This is a genomic window from Mesorhizobium sp. M0051 (assembly GCF_040323235.1).
In the GTDB taxonomy this organism is placed as follows: domain Bacteria; phylum Pseudomonadota; class Alphaproteobacteria; order Rhizobiales; family Rhizobiaceae; genus Mesorhizobium.
Genome location: NZ_JAMYUT010000032.1, coordinates 53,705 through 79,847 on the forward strand (window position 1 = coordinate 53,705; position 26,143 = coordinate 79,847).

The window sequence follows — 26,143 nt, forward strand, 5'->3', positions numbered from 1 at the left end:
CACTGGAAAATTTAAATCGATTAGATTATATCAGCCGCGTACTTGCGACCGGCGTCAGAGCGGATAGACCATGACCAGCCAGATCATCCCCGTCGACCCTTTCGACTTCATCATTTTCGGCGGCACCGGCGATCTGTCGGAACGCAAGCTTTTGCCGTCTCTCTACTATCGGCAGCGCGACCATCAGTTCTCGGAGCCGACGCGCATCATCGGCACATCACGATCGAAAATGAGCGATGAGGAATTCCAGGCCTTCGCCAAGCAGGCGATCTCCGAGCATGTCAAACCGGCCGATATCGACGCCAATGAATTGAAGACCTTTCTGGCGCGGCTATCCTATGTCTCGGCCGATGCAACGACCGGCGCCGGCTTCGACAAATTGACGAAGGCGATCGGCGACAGCGACCGTATCCGTGCCTTCTACCTGGCGGTGGCGCCGGCGCTGTTCGGCGATATTTCTCACAAGCTGAAGGAGCACAATCTGATCACGCCGAACTCCCGCATCGTGCTGGAGAAGCCGATCGGCCGCGACCTTGCGTCAGCGCGAGCGCTCAACGATCTGGTCGGCGACGATTTCCACGAAAGCCAGATCTTCCGCATCGACCACTATCTCGGCAAGGAGACGGTGCAGAACCTGATGGCGCTGCGCTTTGCCAACGCGCTCTATGAGCCGCTGTGGAATTCCGCCCATATCGACCATGTGCAGATCACGGTCGCCGAGACAGTGGGGTTGGAAGACCGCGTCACCTATTACGACAAGGCCGGCGCACTGCGCGACATGGTGCAGAACCATATGCTGCAGCTGCTGTGCCTGGTCGCCATGGAAGCGCCGTCTTCGATGGACGCCGACGCGGTGCGCGACGAGAAGCTGAAGGTGCTGCGGGCGCTGAAGCGCATCAACGGCAACGAGGCGCCGAAGCACACCGTGCGTGGCCAATACCGCGCCGGCGCCTCGGCCAGCGGAGCTGTAAAAGGCTATGTCGAGGAGCTTTCCCACGACAGCAACACCGAAACTTTCGTCGCCATCAAGGCCGAGATCGGCACCTGGCGCTGGGCGGGCGTTCCGTTTTACTTCAGGACCGGCAAGCGGCTGGCGACACGGGTTTCGGAAATCGTCATCGAATTCAAGCCGATCCCGCATTCGATCTTCGGTGACAGCGCCGGTCCGATCTTCGCCAACCAACTGGTCATCCGGTTGCAGCCGGACGAAGGCGTCAAGCAGTTCATCATGATCAAGGATCCGGGTCCGGGCGGCATGCGGCTGCGCCAGATCTCGCTCGACATGAGCTTCGCGCAATCCTTCGATGGCCGCGCGCCGGATGCCTATGAGCGGCTGATCATGGATGTCATCCGTGGCAACCAGACCCTGTTCATGCGCCGCGACGAAGTCGAGGCGGCGTGGAAGTGGATCGACCCGATCCAGAACGCCTGGGAAAGCGCCAGACAAGAGGCGCAGGGCTATACGGCAGGCACCTGGGGACCCTCGGCCTCCATCGCACTGATCGAACGTGACGGGCGGACATGGCACGAGAGCAATTGAACAGCGCCGCCTACAGCTGGAACGGCTTCGCCGGGCGCCAGGAATTGGCGGCCGCCCTTGCCGGTCATGTCGCCGGCCGCCTGACCAAGGCCATCGCCGAGCGCGGCACGGGGCTGCTCGCCGTCTCCGGCGGCACCACGCCGGCAAAGTTCTTCGCCGCTCTTTCGGCGATACCGATCGCCTGGGACAAGGTGATCGTGACGCTGGTCGACGAGCGCTTCGTGCCGGCCTCCTCGCCACGTTCCAACGCCGGGCTGGTGGCCGCAAATCTCTTGCAGAACGCGGCCAAGGCGGCACGTTTCGTGCCTCTCTATCACGAAGCCACCGACATCGAGGACGCGGCGGCGTCCGACAACGCAGCACTGCAGTCGCTGCCCTGGCCGCTCGACGTCGTCGTGCTCGGCATGGGGCCGGACGGCCATACCGCCTCGTTCTTTCCCGATGCCGACGACCTGGCAAGATTGCTCGACCCGTCCTGCGACAGGATCGTGCTGCCGGTTCGTGCGGCGAGCGCGGGCGAGCCGCGGCTGACCCTGTCGCTGGCGCGCATCGTCGATGCCGGCTTCATCGCGGTGCACATCGAGGGCGAGGACAAGCGCACCGCCTTCGACGGCGCGGTCGCGCCCGGACCGCGAAAACCAATCCGCGCCGTGCTCGACGCCGCGCGTAAGCCCGTGGAGATTTTCTGGGCGCCCTGATTTGAACGTACTGAGGGTCCCGGCGGACAGCCGGATTGTGTTCCGGGACCTCGCCTGAAAGGACCGACACCATGACCGTCAGACGCGACATCGAAGCCATCACCGAACGCATCCGCGAGCGTTCAAAGCCAGGCCGCGAGCGTTATCTTAGCCGCATCGCCGAGGCGTCGAACCGCACCGCCAACCGGGCCGTGCTGTCGTGCGGCAATCTCGCCCACGGCTTTGCGGTGTGCAGTCCCTCGGAAAAGCTGGCGCTGGGTGCGGATAAGGTCCCAAACCTAGGCATCATCACCTCCTATAACGACATGCTCTCGGCGCATCAGCCGTTCGAGACCTTTCCGGCGCTGATCAAGGACGCGGCACGCGAGGCCGGCGGCATCGCCCAGGTCGCCGGCGGCGTGCCGGCGATGTGCGATGGCGTTACGCAAGGCCAGCCCGGCATGGAGCTGTCGCTGTTTTCGCGCGACGTGATCGCCATGGCCGCAGCGATCGGCCTGTCGCACAACATGTTCGACGCCGCCGTCTATCTCGGCGTCTGCGACAAGATCGTGCCTGGCCTGGTGATCGCCGCACTGACCTTCGGCCATCTGCCGGCGGTGTTCATTCCCGCAGGACCGATGACCACTGGCCTGCCGAACGATGAAAAGGCCAAGGTCCGCCAGCTCTATGCCGAGGGCAAGGCCGGACGCGCCGAACTGCTGGAGGCCGAGTCCAAGTCCTACCATGGGCCGGGCACCTGCACCTTCTACGGCACGGCGAATTCCAACCAGATGCTGATGGAGATCATGGGCCTGCACACGCCGGGCGCTTCCTTCGTCAATCCCGGCACGCCGCTGCGTGACGCCCTGACCCGCGAGGCGACGAAGCGGGCGCTGGCGATCACCGCGCTCGGAAATGCCTATACGCCGGCCGGCCGGATGATCGACGAGCGTTCGATCGTCAACGGCGTCGTCGGCCTGCACGCCACCGGCGGCTCGACCAATCACACCATCCACCTGATCGCCATGGCGGCGGCGGCCGGCATCGCCATCACCTGGCAGGATATTTCCGACCTTTCGGAAGCGGTGCCCCTGCTGGCGCGGGTCTATCCCAACGGTCTTGCCGACGTGAACCATTTCCACGCCGCCGGCGGGCTCGGCTTCCTGATCCGCGAACTGCTCGACGAAGGCATCCTGCACGAGGATGTGCAGACGGTGTGGGGCGAAGGCTTGCGGCCCTACGCGGTCGAGGCAAAGCTCGGTGCCGACGGCAGCGTGGTGCGCGAAGCCTCGCCGCGCAAAAGCGGCGACGAGAAAGTGCTGGCGCCGTTCAGCAAGGCTTTCCAGGCGACCGGCGGCCTCAAGGTGCTCTCGGGCAATCTCGGCCACGCCGTCATCAAGACTTCCGCGGTGAAGCCGGAACGGCGCATCATCGAGGCGCCGGCCAAGGTCTTCGACAGCCAGCAAGGGTTGAACGAGGCGTTCAAGGCGGGCACGCTGACCGGTGATTTCATCGCCGTCGTCCGCTTCCAGGGGCCGAAGGCCAACGGCATGCCGGAACTGCACAAGCTGACCACCGTGCTCGGTATCCTGCAGGATCGCGGCCAGCGCGTGGCGCTGGTCACCGACGGGCGCATGTCGGGCGCCTCCGGCAAGGTGCCGGCGGCGATCCATGTAACGCCGGAAGCAGTCGAGGAAGGGCCGATCGCCAGGATCCACGAAGGCGACATCATCCGGCTCGACGCCGAGGCCGGGACACTTGAGGTGCTGGTGCCGGCCGGCGACTTCGCCTTGCGCCGGACGGCGGATGCCGATCTCATAGGCAACGAGTTCGGGTTCGGCCGCGAGCTGTTCGCTGGCTTCCGCCAATTGGTCGGCCGCGCCGACCATGGCGCCAGCGCCTTCGGCACGGCGTGATGGAATCACCGTTCTGTGCATGAAAAGGGCGGCGCTTGGCCGCCCTTTTTGCTACGGTCAAATGGTGGTCACGGCGTAACGGTAATTTCGCTCCGTTCGCCGGCCTTGACCGTCACCGGCATTTCCTTGTCATGGCCTGCATCGGACATGTGGCGGACGACCACATAGTCGCCGGCCGGAACGGTCTGCTGCCAGGTATCGCCATAGTTCAGGCCAAGCGCCTTGCGCTTACCCTCTATGTCCTTTTTCGGTGACAGGATCTCGATCGAATAGGCACCGGACGCCGACATCGCCAGGACGCCGGCATCGAGCGGCACCTTGATGTCCGTGATATCTCCGACCTTGACGCTGAACGGCTGCTCGACGACCGCCAGGTCAAGCGTGGTGACCGCCACATAGTCGTCCGGCGGCAGCCAGAACTTGCTGTCGGGTCCATACGAATGCTCGACACTGTCACGCGTGCCGTCGATTTTCTTCTTCGCCTTGACGATCTCGAAGCCGAGGCCGGAACTGTCGGCCTTGTCACCGCCGGCGACATAGAAAGCGTTGAGCACGATATGGCCGACGCCGACGATGACGTCCTTCTCGATCTTCTGCCCGGCGGCGAGCTGGATGGTTTCGGTGACGCTGCCGGCGCCGATCTGGACCGTGACCTTCTGTTCGCCCGCCGGCACGATGATCTTGGTGTCGCCATAGTGGGTGGTGCTGCCGCCCGGATAAACGAAATTGAGGCTGGCCGCCTCACTGATATCGGCGCCCTGGCTCGGCCGCGGATGAATGAGCATGGTGCCTGCGTTCAAGGTGAACAGCGGCTTGTAGACCTGGCCGGCCTCGATCTTGAATTTCTGCTCCACCTTGGCCTCGTCGTCGCGCGCCACGACGACGTAGTCGCCCGGCTCGAGACTGCCTTTGTAGGCGCCATATTCGGTGGTGATGGAATCGCCGCGCGAGCCATCGGCATTCGCCTTGTAGATCTCCCAGGCGTTGCCGTCGGTGATCGGCTCGCCACCTTCGGCCATCACCACCGTCGGCTGAAAATTGAATTCCGGTTTCGCGGGCTCCGGTGCGGGCGCAGGCGCCGGAGCGGGAGCCGGTTCTGGAGCGGGTGCCGCCACGGTCTCGACAAGCGCCTCCTGCAGCGCCTTCTCGTCGGAGGCCTGGATGTATTTGCCGCCGGTGTTGTCGGCGAGGCAGGCGATCTGCTTGCCTTCGTCGGCGGTGAGGCCGAAACCGACGACATCGGCGGTGAAGTCGACGCCGGATGCTTCAAGCTCCTTGCCAAGCGCGCAGGGGTCGCCACCGCATGTTTCGAGACCGTCGGTGATGAGCACGACGGTCGCCTTGTCCTCGGTATATTTCAACGCCTCGGCTGCTTGCTTGACCGCAGAGGTCAGGGGCGTCTTGCCGAGGAATTTCAAGCTGTCGGCGGCCGCCGAAATGGCACTGGCCGAACCTGCCTGTGGCGGCACGATCAACTGGATGTCGTCGCAGCTGCCCTTTTCGCGATGGCCATAGGCCATGAAGCCGATTTCGTCGTCGACGGGGACCGATTGAAGCACCGTTCGTAGCGACTCGCGGGCGATTTCGAGCTTGGGCTTGCCGTCGATCTGCGCCCACATCGAGCCGGAGGCGTCGAGGATAACGATGACCTTGTTTGCGGCGAAGCCGAACGTGGTCATCGACAAAAGGAGGATCGCCGCAGCGACGCCCCGTGCAAGTCCCGCCATCGAAATCTCCTCAATCCGCCCCTGATCCGGGCGGCAAGCTATTTGACGCGGCGCCGGGACACAAGTCGGTGCCGGTGCGTAGGGCTCCGAACTCAGCGTAACAAAAGACCTGACGACATCCTGTTCGGCGGTGTCGGCAGTGCCGGTAGTTTTTCACGATAGGAATTTTTTCTTGACTCAGTGCCCTCAGCTATGGTACATATTCGCCCATGGTGCTGATTTGCGCCGGTGACCCGCCGCTCAGGCGGGTTTTTCGTTTGATGCTCCGCCGGCCCGGTGCCGGGGCCGAATACCGAACTTTTCAACGGAAGCGAAAAACCGCTCAGTAGGTCGTGCGGCGCTCTTCCGAGGGCGGCCTGCCGAATTGCAGCCGGTAGCTCTGGGCAAAGTAGGAATGCGAGGTGAAGCCGGTTGCGATCGCCACGTCGAGGATCGGCATGTTGGTCTGGCGCAACAATTCGCGCGCCCGCTCCAGCCGCAGCCGCATGTAATAGCGGCCGGGGGTGACGCTGAGATGGCGCAGGAACAGCCGCTCGACCTGGCGCACCGACAGGCCGGCGGACTTGGCCAGTTGCACGGCCGACAGCGGCTCGTCGAGGTGGTCTGCCATCAGTTCGACAATGCGCCTGAGCTTCTCCGACTTGCCGGTCAGGTCTCGTTCCGGACCGACGCGCTGGCGGTCGCCGGCCGAGCGGATGCGTTCGTGCTGGAACTGGTTGGCGACGCCATTGGCGAGATTCGAACCGAAATCGCCGCGCACGATCTCCAGCATCAGGTCGATCGAGGTGGTGCCGCCGGCGCAGGTGTAGCGCTTGCGGTCGATCTCGAAGACGTTGCCGGTGCAGTTGATGTCGGGGAAGCGTTCGACGAAGCCGGCGCGGTTTTCCCAATGGATGGTGCAGCGATAGCCTTCGAGTTGGCCGGCCTCGGCCAGCAGATAGGAGCCGACCGACAAGGCACCGAGCGCATTGCCGCGCCGGCCCCAGCTGCGCAGTGCCGCCAGCACCTTGCTCTTGCCGGGAAATTCCGTCGTCAGCCCGACCGAGACGAAGAGGATGTCGACCGGCGGCAGGTCGGCAACGGCATAGTCGATCTTGAGCGGCAGGCCATTGGAGGCCATCACCGGATCGCCATCGGCCGACACCGTGGTCCAGCCGTAGAAGTCGCGGCCGAGCAACCGGTTCGCCGACCGGAATGTATCGATCGCCGCGGCCAGCGAGAACATGGAGAACTTGTCGACCAGCAGGAAAGCGAACTGCCGGCCGCCTTGAACGGGATCAGTCATGACCGGCCGTTCCGGGGGAATAGTGGAGTTCGGCAAAGCTGCGGCTTTCTGGCGGTCAGAAGGACGGCCGTTTCAATCCGGCCGCAAGGTAGGCCGAGGCTAACGTATTGGCCATCAGCATGGCAATGGTCATCGGCCCGACACCGCCGGGAACCGGCGTGATGGCTCCGGCGGCCTTGGCCGCTTCGGCATAGGCGACGTCGCCGACGAGGCGCGACTTGCCCTCGCCCTTCTCTGGTGCGGGAATGCGGTTGATGCCGACATCGACGACGGTGGCGCCAGGCTTCACCCAATCGCCCTTGATCATCTCCGGCCGGCCGACGGCCGCGACCAGAATGTCGGCGGTGCGGGCAAGTGCCGGCAGGTCTTTGGTGCGGCTGTGGGCGATGGTGACGGTGCAATTGGCGGCAAGCAGGAGGTTGGCCATCGGCTTGCCGACGATGTTGGAGCGGCCGACGACGACCGCATTGAGGCCGGACAAATCCTTGCCGCGCACCCGCTCGATCAGAAGCATCGAGCCGGCCGGCGTGCAGGGCACGAAGGCAGTCTCGAGTTCACCGGTGCCGAGCTTGCCGACATTGATGAAATGGAAGCCGTCGACATCCTTTTCCGGCGCGATGGTCTGGATGATCTTGCCGGCATCGATATGGGCCGGCAGCGGAAGCTGCACCAGGATGCCGTTGATGGCCGGATCGGCGTTAAGGTCGCCGATGATCTCCAGCAATGCCGGTTCCGAGGTTTCGGCCGACAGCGTGTGCTGCACTGAATGAAAGCCGCATTCCTTCGCGGTGCGCGATTTGGAAGCGACATAGACCTGGCTGGCCGGATCCTCGCCGACGATGACCACTGCAAGACCGGGCTTGGCCTTGCCTTTGGCGACAAGCTCGGCGGTCAGGATCTTGACCGTCCGCACCACGTCTTCGGCAACGCTCTTCCCATCAATCACTTCGGCCTTGCACCCCCCTCAACACAAAAATGCCCACGCGCGGCGCTTGGGTACGCGACGCGCTTTCTGATCTTTAACAGCGTGGCATCTTCACGAAAATTCCCACACGCAATCCCGCCAAAGCGCCGTCCCATGCCGTTTACGCGAAACCGGCATGCTTTTGTACGACACGGCGAAGAATTTTGTGGCTCAGAAGTACCGGCGACGCGCGCGGCTCTCGGTGAGTTCGCGGACCGCTTCACGGAATTCGCGCAGGCTGGCGCGGATTTCCTCGATCGGCGCTTGCGGTTCGACATCCTCCGTGGCCTGCCGCGCCTCTACCGATGGCTGGCGAGGCTGGGATGACTGCTGCGGCGGGAAGGGCGGAGGCGCAGGGGCAGGCTGAGGCGGATAGGAGGGCTGGCCGGCATTGGGGGCCGACGTAGATTGCGGACGTGGATAGTCCGGCTGCTGTATGTAGGCCAAAGGCTGCGCGTAGGGATAGAGTTGCGGGCCCGAATACGCTCGCGGCGGCACCATGTGCGGAGGCTGAGGCGGCTGCGCCATCTGCGGCGGAAAGGGAGAATGGCCGCCGGGCTGGAAAGGCGGCGGGTAAGCAGCGGGAACTGGCTGCCGAGGCGCAATGGCCGGCGCCGACTGCGAATAGGGAGAGTACGTCGGATCTTGCGTTGATATCGCGTTTTCAGCGGATACCCAACCGTGGGTATCGAAGGGCTCCTCCGGGACCGGCTTGCGGGACACGGCCTTGTGCAGCCACGACAGCAACGCTCGGATCCGGCCGGGCTGTGTCTGTGGCTGTGGCGTGGCTTGCGCATGGTTCATCGACGAGGCCGGCTCGTGGCCAGCCTGATACCCGCCTGTTGCACGCGACAGCTTCGGGTTCGTCGGCGTTTCGCGTTGTGAACGGGCGAGACGATGACGCGTGGCGGCATCCTCGCGCCATGACGGGTCCGCCCGGTCTCCGATCGAGACCAGGGATGCGTCGGGTTCGTCGCCACGCACAGCCTGGCCAAGCGCCAGCAACGAGCGCTCGCGCTTCCAGTCTTCGCGGTTTTCCCTGTCGACCATCGTCTGGAACTTTACCCCTTGCGACCCGCGAACAGCGATTGGCCATTCGTTAAGCCACGCTAAACAGGCACGGAAAACGAAAGGTTAATTTTTTCGCGCCGACGGTGCGGTTTCCCTCTGTAGTTGCATCTATTTGCAAAACACGCTGCGGCCGATGGCATTGCATGATCCCGATCGCGGCACGGATCTCCCGTTCGTCCTGACGGGGGCTTCCCCACGGAACAGTCAGCGTCTATGTGAAGGCGTTGCTTCGGAGGCTTTCGATGACGATCAGGCTTGTTCTCGCCGGCTGCGGCAATATGGGTTACGCCATGCTCTCGGGCTGGCTGAAATCCGGCAAGCTTGCGCCGTCGGCGGTTTTCGTGGTCGAGCCCAATGCCGATCTGCGCAATCGTGCCGCAGCGTTGGGCTGCGCCGCATCAGCCGATGCCGATGGCATTCCGGCCGATGCCGTGCCCGATCTCGTCGTCATCGCGGTGAAGCCGCAGGTGATCCGCGATGTCACCGCCGACTACAAGCGCTTCGCCGATGGCCGCACCACCTATGTCAGCATCGCCGCCGGCACGCCTACCGCCACCTTCGAGGACATCCTGGGCAACCGTGCACCGGTCGTGCGCTGCATGCCCAACACGCCGGCAGCGATCGGCAAGGGTATGATGGTGGTGTTTTCCAACAAGCTGGTTTCCGACGACACCAAGCGTTTCGTCGCCGATCTTTTGTCGGCAAGCGGCGAAGTGACCACCGTCGACGACGAGGGCCTGATGGACGCGGTGACCGCTGTGTCCGGATCGGGGCCGGCCTACATCTTCCATTTCATCGAGGCGCTGACCGTGGCCGCCGAGAAGGCCGGCCTGCCGACAGCGACCGCCAAGCTGCTCGCCATGCAGACCGTCTACGGCGCTGCCTCGCTTGCCGCCGAAAGCGGCGAGGAACCAGGTGTGCTGCGCCAGCAGGTCACGAGTCCCAACGGAACGACGGCAGCAGCGCTGGCCGTGCTGATGGGCGAGGACCGGCTGACGCACCTTCTCACCGAGGCGGTTGAGGCTGCGCGGTTGCGATCGATCGAGCTCGGGAAGTAAGCCGGTAGCTCCTTGCGTTGACGCCTTGGCGGAAACGCCCATCGCTTCGTCATCCTATGGTCTGCGCTGCGTCGCTCCGCTCCTTGCTCCGCCCGTGGATGACAAAGGGGAAGGCTTCGGTCAATCCGGTAGTGTCTCAGTTTGAAATTTGGAACCGGCTTGGCCGTGAACGGTTCCTTTAGGTTCGCGGCGCATCCTGAAGCTGTCATAAGTCTGCATGGCGGTTCATTGTGCGCCGCACAAGAGTCCCGTATTGTGCGTATCGCACATTAGGCATAGTGTGCCGATTCGAAGCTCGGGGGGAGCTTCTTCGGCTGGAATGCCGAAGAAGGAGCAGACAAAAATGGCCAATGTTTTCGACGTCGCCCAATTTATCTTGGAAGAGATGGGTGATCTGTCGGCCATGAAGTTGCAAAAGCTTGTTTACTATTCCCAGGCTTGGCATACCGTGTGGGCCGACCACACTCTTTTCAGAGAGAAAATCGAGGCTTGGAAGGACGGTCCTGTCTGTCCCGCCTTGTGGCGCGAACACGCCAGCGAATTCAAGGTCACAAAGATTGCTCGTGGTGACGCCGAGGAATTGGACAAGCGTGAGCGGCGAACCGTTAAAAACGTATTGAAGTTTTACGGCGGGAAGTCTGCACAATGGCTCAGCGATCTCACACATACGGAAGACCCTTGGCTGGATGCAAGACGGGGAGCGAGGCCGGGCGAGAGAAGCAAGGTTGAAATCACGGTTTCAGCAATGCAGCGATATTATGCCTCTTTGACCTGAAATGGCCAAACCGAAAATCAAGAAGAAACCCGGTGGCGAATCCGTTCGGATTGGATCGGACCCTGACTCCTACTTAAAGATGAAGCCGGTTTGGCGGTTCAGTGATTTTGATTGGGACGGTCCGTTTGGTCACGAGTCTTGCCTGTCGCACATAGCCAATGTCAGAGGCCATATTGAAGACCACTTGGCCAATTTTGAATCGATGACATGGGACGAAATTTTAAAAGCCAGCGGCGGGCGATCATCCGGGAACAATAACCACCACATAGCCAGGGACAAGTTCAAGAAGGACGTTCAAGCTCGGCTAGAAGCGCGAAACATTCACGCGGATACGCTGTTCTCTCTCAGGCTCGATCAAGGAACACGTATTTACGGCGTCCGCGAACTTAATTGCCTTCGCATCGTGTTCTTCGACCCGCATCATAAAGACCACGGCAAGTGCGCCTACGAGTTTAGCTAGGCTGCTTCTTGTACGGGCCGCGCTTACCCGGCTTGGGCGCAACGGCGTCCATCTTCTCGCAAAGATCGTCCATCGCGGACGCTAGTCAGACCTTTTTTGCTATTAGTCATACCTTTTGTCGTGTTAGTCATACCAATGTTGTGATTCCCGCCGCGAAGGAGACGCTTATGGCAACGAAGCCGAAGGCGACGCAAAAGCCAAAGCCCCAGACCTCCGATGAATGGATGATGTTGGAATTCGAAATCCAGCGCCTGTTTGACGGAGCCCCTGTTGATGAAGAGCAGTTGTTCGCGGGGCGCTCTAAGGAGGTAAATAAAATGCTCCAGACGGTAATGGAGCGGGCAAAGCATGTCGTTCTTTTCGGGGAGCGCGGAGTTGGCAAAACCTCATTGTCCAACATCTTTTGGAAGAGGTACGGAACAACCCTTCAAAGCTTCATAGTAGCGCGCGTCCAATGCGGACCGCACGATGATTTCTCATCCGTGTGGATTAGAGGTCTTGAGGAGTTGAAGGCGATGGGCATTTCTCGGGGGCGCCCCGATTATGTCAATTTCGACACCAATTTTACGGCGATCACTCCGTCACAGGTTCGTCGTGAACTACAGAAAATAAATCCAAATGCTTTGCCGATTATAATTTTTGACGAGTACGACAAGGTTACCGACGGCGATACCAAGGTTTTGATGGCTAACATAGTAAAGGAGCTTTATGATTTTGCTGTTCACACAACTGTAATAATTGTTGGAGTGGCTGAGAATATATCAGAATTGATAGCGGACCATGCCTCGATCGGGCGCGCTCTGGTTGATGTTCCGCTCCACAGGATGTCGGAAAGTGAACTTCGTGAAATAATCCACCAAAGAATCCGACAAACTCCGATGACATTCAGCAACGATGCGATCTGGACGGTTGTGATCCTATCGCGAGGATTGCCCTTCTTCACGCAAACCCTATCGAAGCTTGCGGCACTAAATGCCATTAAAACACGTCGCCTAAATATAAATAACGGTGATGTCGCAGAAGCTATGAAGCAGTTTATCGAAGACACCGCAGTATCGTTTCGCGACGCATATGGCGAAGCGACCAGAACGAACCAGAAAAACAACTTGAAAGAAACCCTACTCGCCTGTGCGCTGGCAAAAAGCGACGACGAGGGGTTTTTCAAAGCCGCTGATTTAATTGAACCACTTAGCGCTATTATGAAAGATAGACGCAGAATTGCTCACTTCGAAAAGCATCTCCGCCGCTTTAGTGGAGACGATGGCGGCAAAATTCTCTCAAGGAGAGGCGGTGACCGGCAGCAAATGTTTCGCTTTGCCGACCCAATGATGCAGCCCTACGTGATCATCAATGGCATACAAGCGGCATGATTGACGAAGATGCTAAGAATCTTCTTTTTCAGAAGGAGCAACGCGAGTTTGCCATCTAGCCCTTGCGGCACTGGTCGCAATTTCTGCCTTACGCTTGGCGCTTAGCTTTTCCGCCCGCGCTTTCCCGCCTTGACTGGCAACCGATACCCGCGTGTTTTCCTGCACATCGTCGGCTTCCTCGCCGGTGGCAATGCGCATGACACGGACGGCATTGCCGATTACGTCGGCGGGGCGCCTCTGGCCCTTAGGTCCGGTCGGCATCACGATCCCTTCTCGGGTTCGGCCTTGGCGACGATCTTGTAGCCTGCTTTGTCCAGCGCCAGAATAGCGGCCTTTGCAAGGGGAATGCTGTTTTCATTTCCCTCAAATATCTGGTCTCGCGTGGTGCCTTCTCCGGTGCCAGGGTATTCGGCGCGCATATCGCGTATTGCCGTCGCAATGATGCCTACGATATCGTCTGTCACTGGCTGCTCCCATGCTTTCCGCTAAGCATATAGGAGGTCGGGCCGGCGAGCGACAAGCGCGGCGTCAAATTTCAAACTGAGACACTACAGTCAATCCCGAATGTTTATGCTGATCAATCCAAACGAAAGACGAAATCCGGGCCGCCAATAGGCCGTTCAACCGATCAACCCCGTGTGCCCCTGGTCAGGCCTCATTCTGGCTGCCGCCCCACATGTCGTCGATCTTGTTCTTGCTCACGACGCGACCGCCCTCGCCTACCTTGGTCCTCAAATCGACGGCAATGTCGGCCAACCGCTCCGACAGAGGCGCGCGGCCTTCAGCCCCATACAGCATCTCGTCCTGCAGCCGGCGCAAAGCGAACAGCCTCGTCGTCTGGTCGGGTACGGCATTATCCGCAGTCAGCAATTCGCCTTTCCTGACAGGCTTCAGCACCTTGCCGCCCTCGAGCAGGCCGACCGGCACGGCGCGCTGGGCACGGGCTTCGCCGACGGTCATGGTCCAGGAGCGGTAGCAAGTCTCGCCGATCGCATCGAAGATTTCGCCGGCGGCAAGGTCGCGCTTGGCGACGGCACACACTTCGGCGACCGGCCGCGGCAGCGGCACCATGTCGGGCTTGCCGAAAAGCATGATGCGGGCAGCGGTCAGCGGCACCTCCAACGAAGTCAGGTGATACGGCCGGAACAGGCTGTAATAGGGGCCGCGGCCGATATGCAGATCGTCCATGCGCTCGATGATGCGCGGATGCGTCGCCTCGACGATGACGAAGACTCCGGGCGCGACGCCCTTGCCGACCGTGTAGTCGACAACGCCTTTCTTCAGCAGCAGACCGCCGTTCTCGCGCGGGATCAGCACCTTGGCGAGGTCGTCGCGGTCGGCCTTCGGGCCATGCATGCCGGGCACATCGGGCACCAGCCCGGTGGCGTTGGCGATGGCGCACATCTCGACCATGGTCTTGGAACCGTCGACGAACTCGACCAGCATGCGCGGGTTCATGTTGCGGCGGATCGCTTCCTCGCGGTAGTCGTCCGGCACGGCATCGTGATTGAGGGGGTTGTTCTTGCCCTTGCCGGCCGAGACGATGGTTAGGCCGAGCGCCGATGCAAACTCGATCAGCTCCATGCAGCTCGACGGCTCGTCGCCCGCACCAACGGAATAGACGACGCCAAGCCGATCAGCCTGCTGCTTGAGATAGCAGCCGATGGTGACGTCGGCTTCGACATTCATCATCACCAGATGCTTGCCGTGTTCCATCGCCATCAGGTCGAAATCGGCGGCGACACCCGGCTTGCCGGTGGCGTCGATGACGACATCGATCAACGGATTGGTGACCAGCATCTCGTTCGAAGTGACGGCGATCTTGCCGTTTTCGATCGCTGCGGTGACTTTCGACGCGGTGTCGGCTTCGACCGCCATTGCCTCGTCGCCATAGGCAATGCGGATGGCATCGCGTGCGGTGTGGGGGCGGCGTGTCGAGACGGCGCAGACCGAAATGCCCGGCATCAGCATGCCTTGCGTGACCAGATCGGTGCCCATTTCGCCCGAACCGATGACGCCGATACGCACCGGGCGGCCTTCGGCGGAACGCCTGGCGAGATCACGGGCAAGGCCGGTTAGGGCGACATTGGTCATGCAGGAATGTCCCATGGTTCTTGAGTTGGAGGCGGCAATAGCAGGGAACCGCCCTCTTTTGCCAACGAAACCCTCGGCCGCGGCTTCACACCACCCTGACGTAGCTCGTCATTCCCGATTTCTGGTGCTCGATGATGTGGCAGTGCAGCAGCCAGTCGCCGGGATTGTCGGCAACGAAGCCGAGCTGAACCTTCTCGTTGGGCTGGATGAGATAGGTGTCGGAAATCAAAGGCTGAACCTGGCGCGTCGAGGACGACAGCACTTTGAAGCTCATGCCGTGCAGATGCATCGGATGGGATTGCGGCGTCAAATTTTCCATGTCGATGACATAGCTCCTGCCGAGCTTCAATTCGGCCAGCGGCGCAGTCGGATCCGGTGCATCGCCGGGCCACGGCACCTTGTTGATGGCCCAAAAACTGTAGCCAAGCGAACCGCAAATGCCGTCGCTTGGGACATTTTCCGCAGTGGCGCTCAGAGCCAGGGAAATATGCTTGGCGCTGGTGAGATCCACTTCCGCCACCGGATTGAGCTCCAGGGGTGCAACATCGCTGATATCACGCTTGAGCGAGCTTCCGGTCGCGCGCAGGGTCGCAAGCACCTTGGGCTTGGTGCCCCTGACATCCCTCAGGCTTACGATCGCACCCTCGCCATCGGGCATGCGGATGGCCAGCTCCATGCGCTGTCCCGGTCCAAGCAGCAAGGCATCGGGGGAAAAACGCTGCTGCACCGGATTGCCGTCCAGTGCGATGACTGTCGCCTCGGCGCCGTCGACGCGAAAAGCATAGATGCGCGTGACGTCGGTGATGGCGATCCTGAGCCGCACCAGCCCTCCGGCCGGCGCGTCATATTGCGGCTGGTCGAGCCAGTTGGCGGTACGCACCGTGCCATAGGTGCCGGTTCTCGCAGCATCACGCGGGCGGAACTGGTCGATGAACTGGCCGTCGTCGCCGAGGCGCCAGTCGCGCAGATTGAGGACGACCTCGGCATCGAATTCCGGATCGCCGGGATTCTCGACCACGATGACGCCTGTCAGGCCGTGGCCCATCTGGGTCAACGTGTTGCAATGCGGGTGATACCAGAAGGTGCCGGCGTCGGGCGGCGTGAAGGCGTAATCGAAATGGTCGCCGGCATAGACGTAGGGCTGGACCAGGAACGGGACGCCGTCCATCTTGTTTGGAACGCGAATGCCATGCCAATGAATCGTCGTCGGATCGTCTATGGCATTGACAAGACGGGCGGCAAAGGGCTCGCCCTTCTTCATCCTGAGCACGGGCGGCATTCCGGCGTTGCCCCAGGTCAGCACATCCCTGGTCTGGCCGATATCCGTCAGCTTTGCCTGGATTTTTGCCGTCTGCAAAACCACCGGCTCAGGCGTGGCAGCCGCCCAGCCGCCAAGCCGACCCATGGCCGAAAGCCCGATCCCGCCCGCGCCGGCGATCGCGGCCGATGTCAAAAGCCGGCGGCGTGTGATTAGGGTCATTCGGCGCTCCAACTGCAAAGGCGACTGCCCGCGAAGGTGTAACCGTCACGCCATGGATCACAAGCCGGCAACCAGTGCAATTCAATTGAAGGCATGCCGCCGCTATTCAGCCGCCTCGGCATAGTGTGCCGGCACGTAGTTGAGGATAGGGCCGAGCCAGCGCTCGACCTCCGCCAATGGCATCGCCTTGCGGCGCGCATAATCCTCGACCTGGTCGCGTTCAACCTTGGCGACGCCGAAATAGTAGCTTTCGGGATGCGACAAATAGATGCCTGACACGGACGAGCCCGGCCACATCGCATAGCTCTCGGTCAGGCTCACGCCCGCATTGCGCTCACCGTCGAGCAGCCGGAACAGCGTGGCCTTTTCGGTATGGTCGGGTTGCGCCGGATAGCCGGGGGCCGGGCGGATGCCGCGATAGGGTTCGCCGATCAGCTCGTCGGGCGCCAACGATTCCTCTTGCGCGTAGCCCCAGTACTCCTTGCGCACCTTCTCATGCATGCGCTCGGCGAAGGCCTCGGCGAAACGGTCGGCCAGCGCCTTGACCATGATCGACGAATAATCGTCGTTCGCCCGCTCGAAACGCTCGGCGATCGCCACCTCCTCGATGCCGGCGGTGACGATGAAGCCGCCGATGAAGTCGAGCTTACCGCTATCCGCTGGCGCGACGAAATCCGAGAGCGCGACATTGGCCTTGCCGTCGCGCTTGGTCAGTTGCTGACGCAGGGTGAAGAAGGTCGCCAGTTCCTGCGAGCGTGCCTCGTTCGTGAACAACTTGATGTCGTCGCCGACGGCATTGGCCGGCCAGAAACCGATGACGCCGCGCGGGACGAACCATTTTTCGGCGATGATCTTCTTCAGCATCGCCTGCGCATCCTCGAACAACTGGCGGGCGGCGGGTCCTTGCGCCTCGTCTTCGAGGATTTTTGGATAGCGGCCCTTCAGCTCCCAGGTCTGGAAGAACGGCGTCCAGTCGATGTAGCGCGCGAGCTCGGTCAGGTCCCAATTCTCGAAGACCTTCACGCCTGTAAAGGACGGCTTCGGCGGCTCATATTCAGACCAGTCGATCCGATGCGCATTGGCCCTCGCCTTGGCTACCGGCAGCCGCTGCTTGTCGGCTTCGGAGCGGGCATGCGCGTCGGCGACCTTCTTGTATTCGGCGCGCACCGTGTCGACGTACTTCGCCTTGCTGTCATTCGACAGCAAGGACGAGACCACGCCGACCGCCCGGCTGGCGTCGGTGACATAGACCGCTTGTCCCTTGGTGTAGCGCGGGTGGATCTTCACCGCCGTGTGCACGCGACTGGTCGTCGCGCCGCCGATCAGCAGCGGGATATCGAAGCCTTCGCGCTCCATCTCGGCGGCCATATGCGCCATCTCATCGAGCGACGGCGTGATCAGGCCTGACAGTCCGATGATGTCGACTTGTCTCTCGCGCGCCGTCTGCAGGATCTTTGCCGCCGGCACCATGACGCCGAGATCGATGATCTCGTAATTGTTGCAGGCGAGCACGACGCCGACGATGTTCTTGCCGATGTCGTGGACATCGCCCTTCACCGTCGCCATCAGGATTTTTCCCGCTGTCTGGCGCTCGCCATTGTCGATGCCATTGGCGGCATTGGCCAACTTCTCGGCTTCCATATGCGGCAGCAGTCCCGCCACCGCCTGCTTCATCACCCGCGCGGACTTCACCACTTGCGGCAGGAACATCTTTCCCGCGCCGAACAGGTCGCCGACGACGTTCATGCCGGCCATCAGCGGGCCTTCGATGACATGCAGCGGGCGCTCGGCGGCAAGCCGCGCTTCCTCGGTGTCGGCGTCGATGAACTCAGTGATACCGTTGACCAGCGCATGGCCGATCCGCTGTTCGACCGGCAGTTCGCGCCAGGCAAGATCGCGCTCCTTGGCTTCTTGGCCCGCCGCGCCCTTGAAGCGTTCGGCGATCTCCAGCATGCGTTCGGTGGCTGTGCCGCCGGCCTTGGGCACACGGTTGAGCACGACATCCTCGCAGGCCTCGCGCAGCGCCGGCTCGATCGTGTCGTAGACGGCGAGCTGGCCGGCGTTGACGATCCCCATATCCATGCCGCGCTGGATGGCGTGGTAGAGGAACACGGCATGCATGGCCTCGCGCACCGGCTCGTTGCCGCGGAACGAGAACGACAGGTTCGACACGCCGCCGGAAATGTGGACATGCGGCAGCGTCTCGGTGATCTCGCCCGCCGCCTCGATGAAGTCGACGCCGTAATTGTCGTGCTCCTCGATGCCGGTGGCAATGGCGAAGACATTGGGATCGAAGACGATATCCTCGGGCGGGAAGCCGGCCTGCTCAGTCAGGAGCTTGTAGGCGCGGGTGCAGATTTCGACCTTGCGCGCCTTTGTATCGGCCTGGCCGTCCTCGTCGAAGGCCATGACGACGACGGCTGCGCCATAGGCGCGCACCAGCCTGGCGTGATGCAGGAATGCCGCCTCGCCTTCCTTCATCGAGATGGAGTTGACCAGCGGCTTGCCCTGCACGCATTTCAGGCCGGCCTCGATGATCTCCCATTTCGAACTGTCGACCATCACCGGGACACGGGCGATGTCTGGTTCGGCGGCGATCAGGTTGAGATACTCGACCATCGCCTTCTTCGAATCGATCAGGCCTTCGTCCATGTTGATGTCGATGATCTGCGCGCCGTTGGCGACCTGGTCGCGCGCCACGTCGAGCGCGGCGACATAGTCACCCGCCGTGATCAGCTTCCTGAACTTGGCCGACCCGGTAACATTGGTGCGCTCGCCGACATTGACGAAGGGAATCTCATTCGTCAGCGTGAACGGTTCCAACCCGGACAGGCGCATCTTGCGCTCGATGTCGGGAATGGCGCGCGGCGGATACTTCCGGACAGCCTCTGCAATGGCGCGGATGTGATCCGGCGTCGAGCCGCAGCAGCCGCCGACGACATTGACCAGTCCCTCGCGGGCGAAATCCCCGATCTGCGCGGCCATGTATTCCGGGCTCTCGTCATAACGGCCGAATTCATTGGGCAGGCCGGCATTCGGGTAGGCGCAGGTGAAGGTGTTGGCGACGCCTGATATTTCGGCCAGATGGGCGCGCATGGCCTTGGCGCCGAGCGCACAGTTGAGGCCGATGGTGAACGGGCTGGCATGACGCACCGAATGCCAGAAGGCGGTCGGCGTCTGGCCCGACAGCGTGCGGCCGGACAGGTCTGTGATGGTGCCCGAAATCATCACCGGCAGGCGCACGCCCTTCTCGATGAAGATCTCTTCCGCAGCAAAGATCGCTGCCTTGGCGTTCAGAGTGTCGAAGATGGTCTCGATCAGAATGATGTCTGCGCCACCGTCGATCAGGCCGCGCAGCTGCTCGCCATAGGCAAGGCGCAATTCGTCGAAGGTCACGGCGCGATAGCCGGGATTGTTGACATCAGGCGACATCGAAGCGGTGCGGTTGGTTGGGCCGAGCGCACCGGCGACGAAGCGGCGCCTGCCATCCTGCTGCTGTGCTCTCAACGCGGCGCGCCGCACCAGCCGCGCCCCGTCGCGATTCAGCGCGTAGACGGCATCCTCCATGCCGTAATCGGCCTGGGCGATCGACGTCGAGGAGAAGGTGTTGGTCTCCAGGATATCCGCGCCTGCGATGGCATATTGATAGTGGATTTCCTCGATCGCCTGCGGCTGCGTCAGGATCAAAAGATCATTGTTGCCTTGCTGGTGGCAGGCGCAGCCGGCGAAGGCTTCGCCGCGAAACTGGTCTTCATCGAAACCCAGGCCCTGGATCTGCGTGCCCATGGCACCGTCAAGGATGAGGATGCGTTCGCTAGCCGCCGCCGTGAGCGCCGCAAGCACCTCCGACCCATCGGGCTTTGCCGCGACAGAGCCGAACAATGCGTCCGGCGATGCAGAATTCTGCGACATTTTTTATCCCCCTGGCGACAAGCCTGTTCGTGTCACATAAGGATATCTTTATGTCAATATACGGCAGACGCTCATCATTGTCACGCGCTGTTGCAAGCGCTGGCTTCCCAGCGCGATCGTTCCGTCGGCGCAAGGCGGCTGGACGAGGAGAAGGCGGCACGAACGAGCGTGGTTTCACGGACCCCGCTTCGGGCCGGTCGTTGCGGAGCTGAAGTGGCGCCGCGCTGCACGCTGACGGATCTGGGAGCGATGGTCGAGGATCATAACCCAATTCAAAGCCTGCTCAAAGCTTACTGGTGATCTGGTGCCGAACACGGATGGTGACGAAGCCTGAACAAGCATTCGAACTTTTTCGCCGGTTGGTGCATCTTTCAGTCGATGAGCTACGAAACTCGTATCGTGCCGAATGATGCCGAACTGGCAGTTGCCGCTCGGGGCGGTGATTGTGGTTGCCTCGGCCTGTTGCTGGAACGTCATCGCGCGCGGCTCTATGCGACAGCGCTGAATATCCTCGGCTATGGATCTGACGCCGAAGATGCAGTGCATGAGACGTTCCTGATCGCGCTGAGGCGCATCGGTGAACTCAAGGATCCGCAAGCCGTCGGTGGCTGGCTTGGCGCTGTGCTGTACCGATGCTGCCTGCAACAATTGCGTCGAAGACGACGCGAGATCTTGACCGCCGACATTCCCGACCGCCCTGACGAACGCGCTGGCATCGAGGAGCGGCTGGAGAAAATCGCGCTTCGCGAATGGGTTTGGGATGCCCTCCGCAAGCTTCCCGAGCCGCTGCAGGCCACCGCAATCTTGCGCTATTTTGGAAGCTATCAGTCCTACCAGGAACTGGCCGCCATTCTGGATGTGCCGATTGGGACGGTTCGCAGTCGTTTGTCGGAAGCCAAACGCAAGCTGGCGGAGATGCTGCTCGAAACGGCAGGCCTTGGCGACGCAGGGGCTCGCTCACAGTCTTGCGAACGCCAGCGATTTTACTCCGAAATCTTCAATGGACTCAACCGGCACGGCGAACGCGACCGCTTCCTCGGGCACTTTGCGGAAGATCTTCACCTGGTCCGTGGAGCGAGCGAACCGGTGTTGGGGCGTTCATTCCTTGCCGAGGAAGTCGACTCCGACACGGAAGCCGGCGTCCGCCTCGAGCCGCAGCGCATTCTCAGCGGCAGCCATGTCACAGTCATCGAAGGACGATTCTTCAATCCGCCCGAAGACCCGTTCCACTGCCCGCCGGGTGTCGCCCTGGTGATCTTTCAACGAGACGGCAAGGCCCGACGCCTGCACCTTCATCTTTCGCCGCGCCCGCCCAGAATCGAGGATGATTGATCGAACTTTTTCTCTCGTCCGTGACTCCTTGGAGCACGGGGCCATCACAGAACGCCGCCTCGAATGGTTCCACAGAGGAGAGAGATCATGTCCGCCTTCGCAGTTTCCCATATTGCTTCCAACGCATACCACGGCAAGCTCGGACCCCGCCGGTCGCGCCGCTTCCTTCAAACGGCGTTCGCATCGACTGTCGTCTGCGCCACATTTTTGTCACCGGGCTTAGGCTGGGCCGGCCAGGCTGAGGTCGACGCCACCTATAAGGACGTCGAGCGGACGCTCGGCTCGGTGCCAAGCTTTGTCCATCAGGTTTCAAAAGCGGCGCTGCCGGGCGCCTGGGCCGAGGTGAAGGCTCTGCAATTCTCGAACGACACCGCCCTGCCGCCGAAAGTCAAGGCTTTGATCTCGCTCGCCGTCTCCGCTCAAGTTCCCTGCCAGTATTGCATCTGGGAAGACACCGAGAGCGCAAAACAGGCGGGCGCAACGGAGGACGAGATTGAAGAGGCCGTCGCTATCGCCGCTCTGTCACGCCACTGGAGCACCATCTTCAACGGCATGCAGGTCGATTTCGAAACCTTCAAGAAAGATCTCGGCGGCGATACCCAAGCGGCCGCGCCTGCTAAGTAGGGTGAGCCTTATCGGCGCATTATCGGATCAAGGCCGGACCGCGGCAACAGTCGTCGGCAACCGAGGAAGTGAGTGGAATTGTAACTTTATAGGGAGGTAAAGATGCCAATAGTCTTCGGAGAATCCGTCAGCACGGTCAAAGACATCGTGTCCGTGCTGAAGAAACACGGTGACGCGGTGCGCGGCACCTACCGTGCCCGCTACCACTTCGACCGGCAGTCGAGCGATCCTTACACAACGCCGCTGCTGGAGCGACCGGCGAGCCTCAAGGACAATTCGCCGGCCGCAGTCTTTCCCTGGGAGCAGATCTTTGCCGCGGCGGCTGTGTGTGCCGGCTCGGACTATCCGATGCTGGCAGCGCATGCGGGGGTCGATCTGCGTTCAGTCGATTTTGTCGCGGAAGGCGTGTTCGACCCGCGTGGCGAGTTCGACGGACTTGATGGGCTAACGGCGCCCAGGGACGCCCGGCATTGCTATGTATCCCTGCACCTGCGCGCGACCGTGTGTTCTTCGGCGCCGCGCGCCGACCTGGAGAAAATTCATGATCGCGCGATCTCCCACAACATGGTGCTTGGGGCCCTCAGAGGAATTCCCATGACCAGCGAATTGGTGATTCAGCAGGCGTGATCCCGTTACCTGTTGGGGCAGTTCGGCTGTCGCACTGTTCTCCATTCAGTGCATGTTCCCACGACGACACTGCCCACTGCCGGGAGGTGGCAGGCATTTTAGCGCAGGCTAACGGAACGAGTTGCCGCTTCTGAAGTTTTGGGAAGCATGGCAAGACTGTGGGAATGTTAAGATGTTAGCCTCCGACCTAACGAAAGTTATCGAGCAGGATCATCTGGCTCTGGATGCCTTCGTAAAGGGCGATCCTGAGCCCTTGAAAGGCCTCTACTCGCGAAAGGACGACGTCATAATTGCCAATCCCTTTGGCCCGCCGGCGAAGGGATGGAGAAAGGCCGCTGAGACCATGGAACGGGCCGCCACCAATTACCGGCACGGCAAGGCCATCGGCTTTGAGCGCATCTCGGAATATGCGACGGCCGACTTGGGATACATCATCGAGGTCGAACGGTTCCAATCCAAGGTCGGCGGGGGCGACAAACTGGTGCCGATTGCGCTTCGAGTCACCACCATATTCCGCCGGGAGGAAGGCGCGTGGAGGATCGTCCTTCGTCATGCCGACCCGATAACCTCGGTACGCTCACCGACGTCCATTGTCGGGGAGTAGAAGGACCAGTGCTTGCTGGCCGCCGGCAAAAGAAAGTCGGGCCTAATCTACACGCCCGACACCAGCCCGAACGCCTATCCCTCAAATCGGAGGGCGCGCGTTGCCAAAGATAATAGACGCCGACCTTCGGATGTCGCCGAGGTCCAGGCATTCTCAAGCTTATGTGTACCACCCCTGTGTACCAGACAGGCGGCAAAAAGACCAATAAAGTCAGATAGTTGTTTCCAAACATGGGCTTGGAATGGTGCTGCGAGAGAGGATTGAACTCTCGACCTCTCCCTTACCAAGGGAGTGCTCTACCACTGAGCTACCGCAGCCGCTGATGGCGGGGCTTCTGCCATATCGAACCGGCAAGCGCAAGGCCAAGTGCAACGCTTCTGTGAAAGCCTTTGCCGGATAGCTTTATTGACATGGCGGCGCCACAATGTTGGCTATCCCTGATTGGCAGGCTGGCTGGTCGCCGGCCCGGACGGGACCATGAACGACAAGACAATCCCAGCAAAAAAGGGCGGCATCAACCGCAAGGACCGGCTGGCCGAGCAATTGCGTGCCAATTTGCAGAAGCGCAAGGCGCAGTCGCGCTCGCGGCGCGCCGGCGATGCGGATCAGCGGCCGGACGGGCTCGGCGCTGCGAAGGAAATACAAAAAGATTAACTCAAATCTGCCAGTCTTGGCCCGGGGCGGGGCGAAATCCTATTTCTTGAACCAGCCAATTCCTTGAACCAGATTGGCCAATGGTCTAGACGGGCCGCTACTCAAACGATTGAACCGGCTTTTTTGAGCCGAGAGGGACGTTCTTCCATGGATCGCATCAGAATTGTCGGGGGCAACAAGCTCTCCGGAAGCATTCCGATCTCGGGCGCGAAAAACGCGGCGCTGCCTCTGATGATCGCCTCGCTTTTGACCGATGACACGCTGACGCTGGAAAACGTGCCGCATCTGGCCGATGTCGAGCAGTTGATCCGCATCCTGGGCAATCACGGCGTCGACTATTCGGTCAATGGCCGCCGCGAGAAGCAGAATGAAGGCTATTCGCGCACCATCACTTTCTCCGCCCGCAACATCGTCGACACGACGGCGCCCTACGAGCTGGTATCGAAGATGCGGGCGTCGTTCTGGGTGATCGGGCCGCTGCTGGCCCGCATGGGCGAGGCCAAGGTGTCGCTGCCCGGCGGTTGCGCCATCGGCACGCGCCCGGTCGATCTGTTCCTCGAAGGCTTGCAGGCGCTGGGAGCCGACATCGATGTCGACACCGGCTATGTCATCGCCAAAACCCGGAATGGCCGTCTTGTCGGCAACCGCTACGTGTTCCCGAAAGTCTCTGTCGGCGCCACCCATGTGCTGATGATGGCCGCGGCGCTCGCCAAGGGCGAGACGGTGCTGGAAAATGCCGCCTGCGAACCCGAAATCGTCAACCTCGCCGAGTGCCTCAATGCCATGGGCGCGAAGATTTCCGGCGCCGGCACGCCTGTTATCACCATCGATGGCGTCGAATCGCTGTCGGGTGCCCGCGTGCGCGTCATTCCCGACCGCATCGAGACCGGCACCTACGCAATGGCGGTGGCAATGACTGGCGGCGACGTCGTGCTCGAGGGCGCACGCCCCGAACTGCTGCAGACAGCGCTCGACGTGATCTCCCAGACGGGTGCGGAGATCACGCAAACCAATTCCGGCATTCGTGTGAAGCGCAACGGCGCCGGCATTTCCCCAGTCGACGTAACGACGGCGCCCTTCCCGGCCTTCCCGACCGATTTGCAGGCGCAGTTCATGGGCCTGATGACGATGGCAAAGGGCAAGTCGCGCATCACCGAGACGATCTTCGAAAACCGTTTCATGCATGTGCAGGAACTGGCCCGGCTCGGCGCCCACATCACGCTTTCGGGCCAGACGGCAATCGTCGACGGCGTGCCGAAATTGAAGGGTGCGCCGGTCATGGCGACCGATCTTCGCGCCTCGGTCTCGCTGGTCATCGCCGGCCTGGCAGCCGAAGGCGAGACGACGGTCAACCGCGTCTATCATCTCGACCGCGGCTTCGAGCGGCTGGAAGAAAAGCTGTCCAACTGCGGCGCGGTGATCGAGCGGATTTCCGCATAGGCCAATCGCAAGGCCGTGCGGTGCGGTTGCGCGGACGGGAAAGACCGCCTAACAGAAGGTTCGGTTATCAACCTTCAGGTGCGAAATCCGCATGACTGCCCTTAAGCTTATCGCGCTCGACGACCAGGATCTGAGCATCGTTTCGGCCCATGTCCAGGATGCCGTGATGAAGGTCAGCGACCTCGAATTCCTGCCCGCGGCCAAGCGTTTCCTGATGACCATGAACCGTTTCGTGTGGGAGGCCAAATCCGGCCTGTTTCGCCAGCACAATGAGCGGCGGCAGGCGGTGCTGCATTTCGACCGGGTGCTCGGTGCCAAGACCAACGGCATCGCCCGCGACAAGCCGACTGAGGTCCTGTCCCTATTGGCGATCAGCTTCATCGAGATCAGCAAGCCGGCCGGTATCGTCGAGCTGATCTTTGCGGGCGGCGGCACGATCATGCTCGATGTCGAGTGCATCGAGGCCCGTCTTGCCGACATCGGCGGCGCGTGGGAAGCCAGCTCGCGCCCGATCCATAAGGCCTGAACATCCG

At 61.5% G+C, this 26,143-nt stretch carries 23 protein-coding genes and 1 tRNA gene; 14 read left to right on the forward strand and 10 right to left on the reverse strand.

Annotated elements, in window-relative coordinates; all coding sequences use genetic code 11:
- Positions 1-70: 70 nt before the first annotated feature.
- From zwf to edd, 3 genes are all read left to right on the forward strand, one after another.
- Positions 71-1,540 (forward strand): glucose-6-phosphate dehydrogenase, encoded by a 1,470-nt coding sequence (zwf, locus tag NKJ90_RS26990; RefSeq protein ID WP_023758374.1) that lies wholly within the window; start codon positions 71-73, stop codon positions 1,538-1,540.
- Positions 1,522-2,238, forward strand: a complete 717-nt coding sequence (pgl, locus tag NKJ90_RS26995) for a 6-phosphogluconolactonase (protein WP_023758375.1) — start codon at positions 1,522-1,524, stop codon at positions 2,236-2,238. The genes zwf and pgl overlap by 19 nt, the downstream gene beginning before the upstream one ends.
- A gap of 71 nt (positions 2,239-2,309) precedes the next feature.
- A complete protein-coding gene (gene edd, locus NKJ90_RS27000; RefSeq protein ID WP_023758376.1) occupies positions 2,310-4,133 on the forward strand; it encodes a phosphogluconate dehydratase in 1,824 nt (607 codons plus the stop codon).
- 68 nt (positions 4,134-4,201) lie between these two features.
- Here edd and NKJ90_RS27005 read toward each other — a convergent pair whose 3' ends face one another.
- The 4 genes from NKJ90_RS27005 to NKJ90_RS27020 form a co-directional block, all read right to left on the reverse strand.
- The gene (locus NKJ90_RS27005) at positions 4,202-5,860 is read right to left on the reverse strand and encodes a vWA domain-containing protein (RefSeq protein WP_023758377.1); all 1,659 of its coding nucleotides are present in this window, start codon (positions 5,858-5,860) and stop codon (positions 4,202-4,204) included.
- A 322-nt stretch (positions 5,861-6,182) separates the two neighbouring features.
- The gene (locus tag NKJ90_RS27010; RefSeq protein WP_013530232.1) at positions 6,183-7,145 is read right to left on the reverse strand and encodes a GlxA family transcriptional regulator; all 963 of its coding nucleotides are present in this window, start codon (positions 7,143-7,145) and stop codon (positions 6,183-6,185) included.
- Between the two features lie 55 nt (positions 7,146-7,200).
- On the reverse strand, positions 7,201-8,091 hold the full coding sequence (gene folD, locus NKJ90_RS27015) for a bifunctional methylenetetrahydrofolate dehydrogenase/methenyltetrahydrofolate cyclohydrolase FolD (RefSeq protein WP_352487175.1): 891 nt from the start codon (positions 8,089-8,091) through the stop codon (positions 7,201-7,203).
- A gap of 189 nt (positions 8,092-8,280) precedes the next feature.
- On the reverse strand, positions 8,281-9,159 hold the full coding sequence (locus tag NKJ90_RS27020) for a hypothetical protein (protein WP_023758379.1): 879 nt from the start codon (positions 9,157-9,159) through the stop codon (positions 8,281-8,283).
- A 263-nt stretch (positions 9,160-9,422) separates the two neighbouring features.
- Here NKJ90_RS27020 and proC point away from each other — a divergent pair, with 263 nt between their 5' ends.
- The 4 genes from proC to NKJ90_RS27040 all read left to right on the forward strand — a co-directional run bounded on the left by proC (position 9,423) and on the right by NKJ90_RS27040 (position 12,843).
- Positions 9,423-10,238 carry a pyrroline-5-carboxylate reductase gene (gene proC, locus NKJ90_RS27025; RefSeq protein ID WP_023758380.1) on the forward strand — a complete coding sequence of 272 codons (816 nt, stop codon included), beginning with the start codon at positions 9,423-9,425 and terminating at the stop codon, positions 10,236-10,238.
- Positions 10,239-10,581: 343 nt separating this feature from the next.
- Entirely contained in the window at positions 10,582-11,013 is a 432-nt protein-coding gene (locus NKJ90_RS27030; RefSeq protein WP_023758381.1) for a Panacea domain-containing protein, read from the forward strand.
- Between the two features lies 1 nt (position 11,014).
- Positions 11,015-11,473, forward strand: a complete 459-nt coding sequence (locus NKJ90_RS27035) for a hypothetical protein (RefSeq protein WP_023758382.1) — start codon at positions 11,015-11,017, stop codon at positions 11,471-11,473.
- Between the two features lie 167 nt (positions 11,474-11,640).
- A complete protein-coding gene (locus NKJ90_RS27040; protein WP_352487177.1) occupies positions 11,641-12,843 on the forward strand; it encodes an ATP-binding protein in 1,203 nt (400 codons plus the stop codon).
- 12 nt (positions 12,844-12,855) lie between these two features.
- Here the strand turns inward: NKJ90_RS27040 and NKJ90_RS27045 are convergent, their stop codons facing one another.
- The 5 genes from NKJ90_RS27045 to metH form a co-directional block, all read right to left on the reverse strand.
- On the reverse strand, positions 12,856-13,041 hold the full coding sequence (locus NKJ90_RS27045) for a hypothetical protein (RefSeq protein ID WP_352487178.1): 186 nt from the start codon (positions 13,039-13,041) through the stop codon (positions 12,856-12,858).
- A 62-nt stretch (positions 13,042-13,103) separates the two neighbouring features.
- Positions 13,104-13,307, reverse strand: a complete 204-nt coding sequence (locus NKJ90_RS27050) for a hypothetical protein (protein WP_352487179.1) — start codon at positions 13,305-13,307, stop codon at positions 13,104-13,106.
- A gap of 184 nt (positions 13,308-13,491) precedes the next feature.
- Positions 13,492-14,937 carry an NAD(P)H-dependent oxidoreductase gene (locus NKJ90_RS27055; protein ID WP_023758385.1) on the reverse strand — a complete coding sequence of 482 codons (1,446 nt, stop codon included), beginning with the start codon at positions 14,935-14,937 and terminating at the stop codon, positions 13,492-13,494.
- 85 nt (positions 14,938-15,022) lie between these two features.
- A complete protein-coding gene (locus tag NKJ90_RS27060) occupies positions 15,023-16,417 on the reverse strand; it encodes a multicopper oxidase family protein (RefSeq protein WP_023758386.1) in 1,395 nt (464 codons plus the stop codon).
- Between the two features lie 102 nt (positions 16,418-16,519).
- Positions 16,520-20,329 (reverse strand): methionine synthase, encoded by a 3,810-nt coding sequence (metH, locus tag NKJ90_RS27065; protein ID WP_352487180.1) that lies wholly within the window; start codon positions 20,327-20,329, stop codon positions 16,520-16,522.
- A gap of 378 nt (positions 20,330-20,707) precedes the next feature.
- Here metH and NKJ90_RS27070 point away from each other — a divergent pair, with 378 nt between their 5' ends.
- The 4 genes from NKJ90_RS27070 (at position 20,708) to NKJ90_RS27085 (ending at position 23,516) form a co-directional block, all read left to right on the forward strand.
- Positions 20,708-21,661, forward strand: a complete 954-nt coding sequence (locus NKJ90_RS27070) for an RNA polymerase sigma factor (protein ID WP_023758388.1) — start codon at positions 20,708-20,710, stop codon at positions 21,659-21,661.
- A gap of 87 nt (positions 21,662-21,748) precedes the next feature.
- Positions 21,749-22,285: a carboxymuconolactone decarboxylase family protein gene (locus NKJ90_RS27075; protein WP_352487182.1), complete on the forward strand. Its 537-nt coding sequence runs from the start codon at positions 21,749-21,751 to the stop codon at positions 22,283-22,285.
- Positions 22,286-22,387: 102 nt separating this feature from the next.
- On the forward strand, positions 22,388-22,912 hold the full coding sequence (locus NKJ90_RS27080; RefSeq protein WP_023758390.1) for an OsmC family protein: 525 nt from the start codon (positions 22,388-22,390) through the stop codon (positions 22,910-22,912).
- Between the two features lie 172 nt (positions 22,913-23,084).
- Positions 23,085-23,516 (forward strand): YybH family protein, encoded by a 432-nt coding sequence (locus NKJ90_RS27085; protein ID WP_023758391.1) that lies wholly within the window; start codon positions 23,085-23,087, stop codon positions 23,514-23,516.
- Between the two features lie 242 nt (positions 23,517-23,758).
- Here the strand turns inward: NKJ90_RS27085 and NKJ90_RS27090 are convergent.
- Positions 23,759-23,833, reverse strand: a tRNA-Thr gene (locus NKJ90_RS27090).
- A 160-nt stretch (positions 23,834-23,993) separates the two neighbouring features.
- Here NKJ90_RS27090 and NKJ90_RS27095 point away from each other — a divergent pair.
- The 3 genes from NKJ90_RS27095 to NKJ90_RS27105 all read left to right on the forward strand — a co-directional run bounded on the left by NKJ90_RS27095 (position 23,994) and on the right by NKJ90_RS27105 (position 26,136).
- Entirely contained in the window at positions 23,994-24,170 is a 177-nt protein-coding gene (locus NKJ90_RS27095; protein ID WP_023758392.1) for a hypothetical protein, read from the forward strand.
- Between the two features lie 147 nt (positions 24,171-24,317).
- A complete protein-coding gene (gene murA, locus NKJ90_RS27100; protein ID WP_023758393.1) occupies positions 24,318-25,610 on the forward strand; it encodes a UDP-N-acetylglucosamine 1-carboxyvinyltransferase in 1,293 nt (430 codons plus the stop codon).
- 91 nt (positions 25,611-25,701) lie between these two features.
- Positions 25,702-26,136 carry a DUF2948 family protein gene (locus NKJ90_RS27105; RefSeq protein WP_023758394.1) on the forward strand — a complete coding sequence of 145 codons (435 nt, stop codon included), beginning with the start codon at positions 25,702-25,704 and terminating at the stop codon, positions 26,134-26,136.
- Positions 26,137-26,143: the final 7 nt, after the last annotated feature.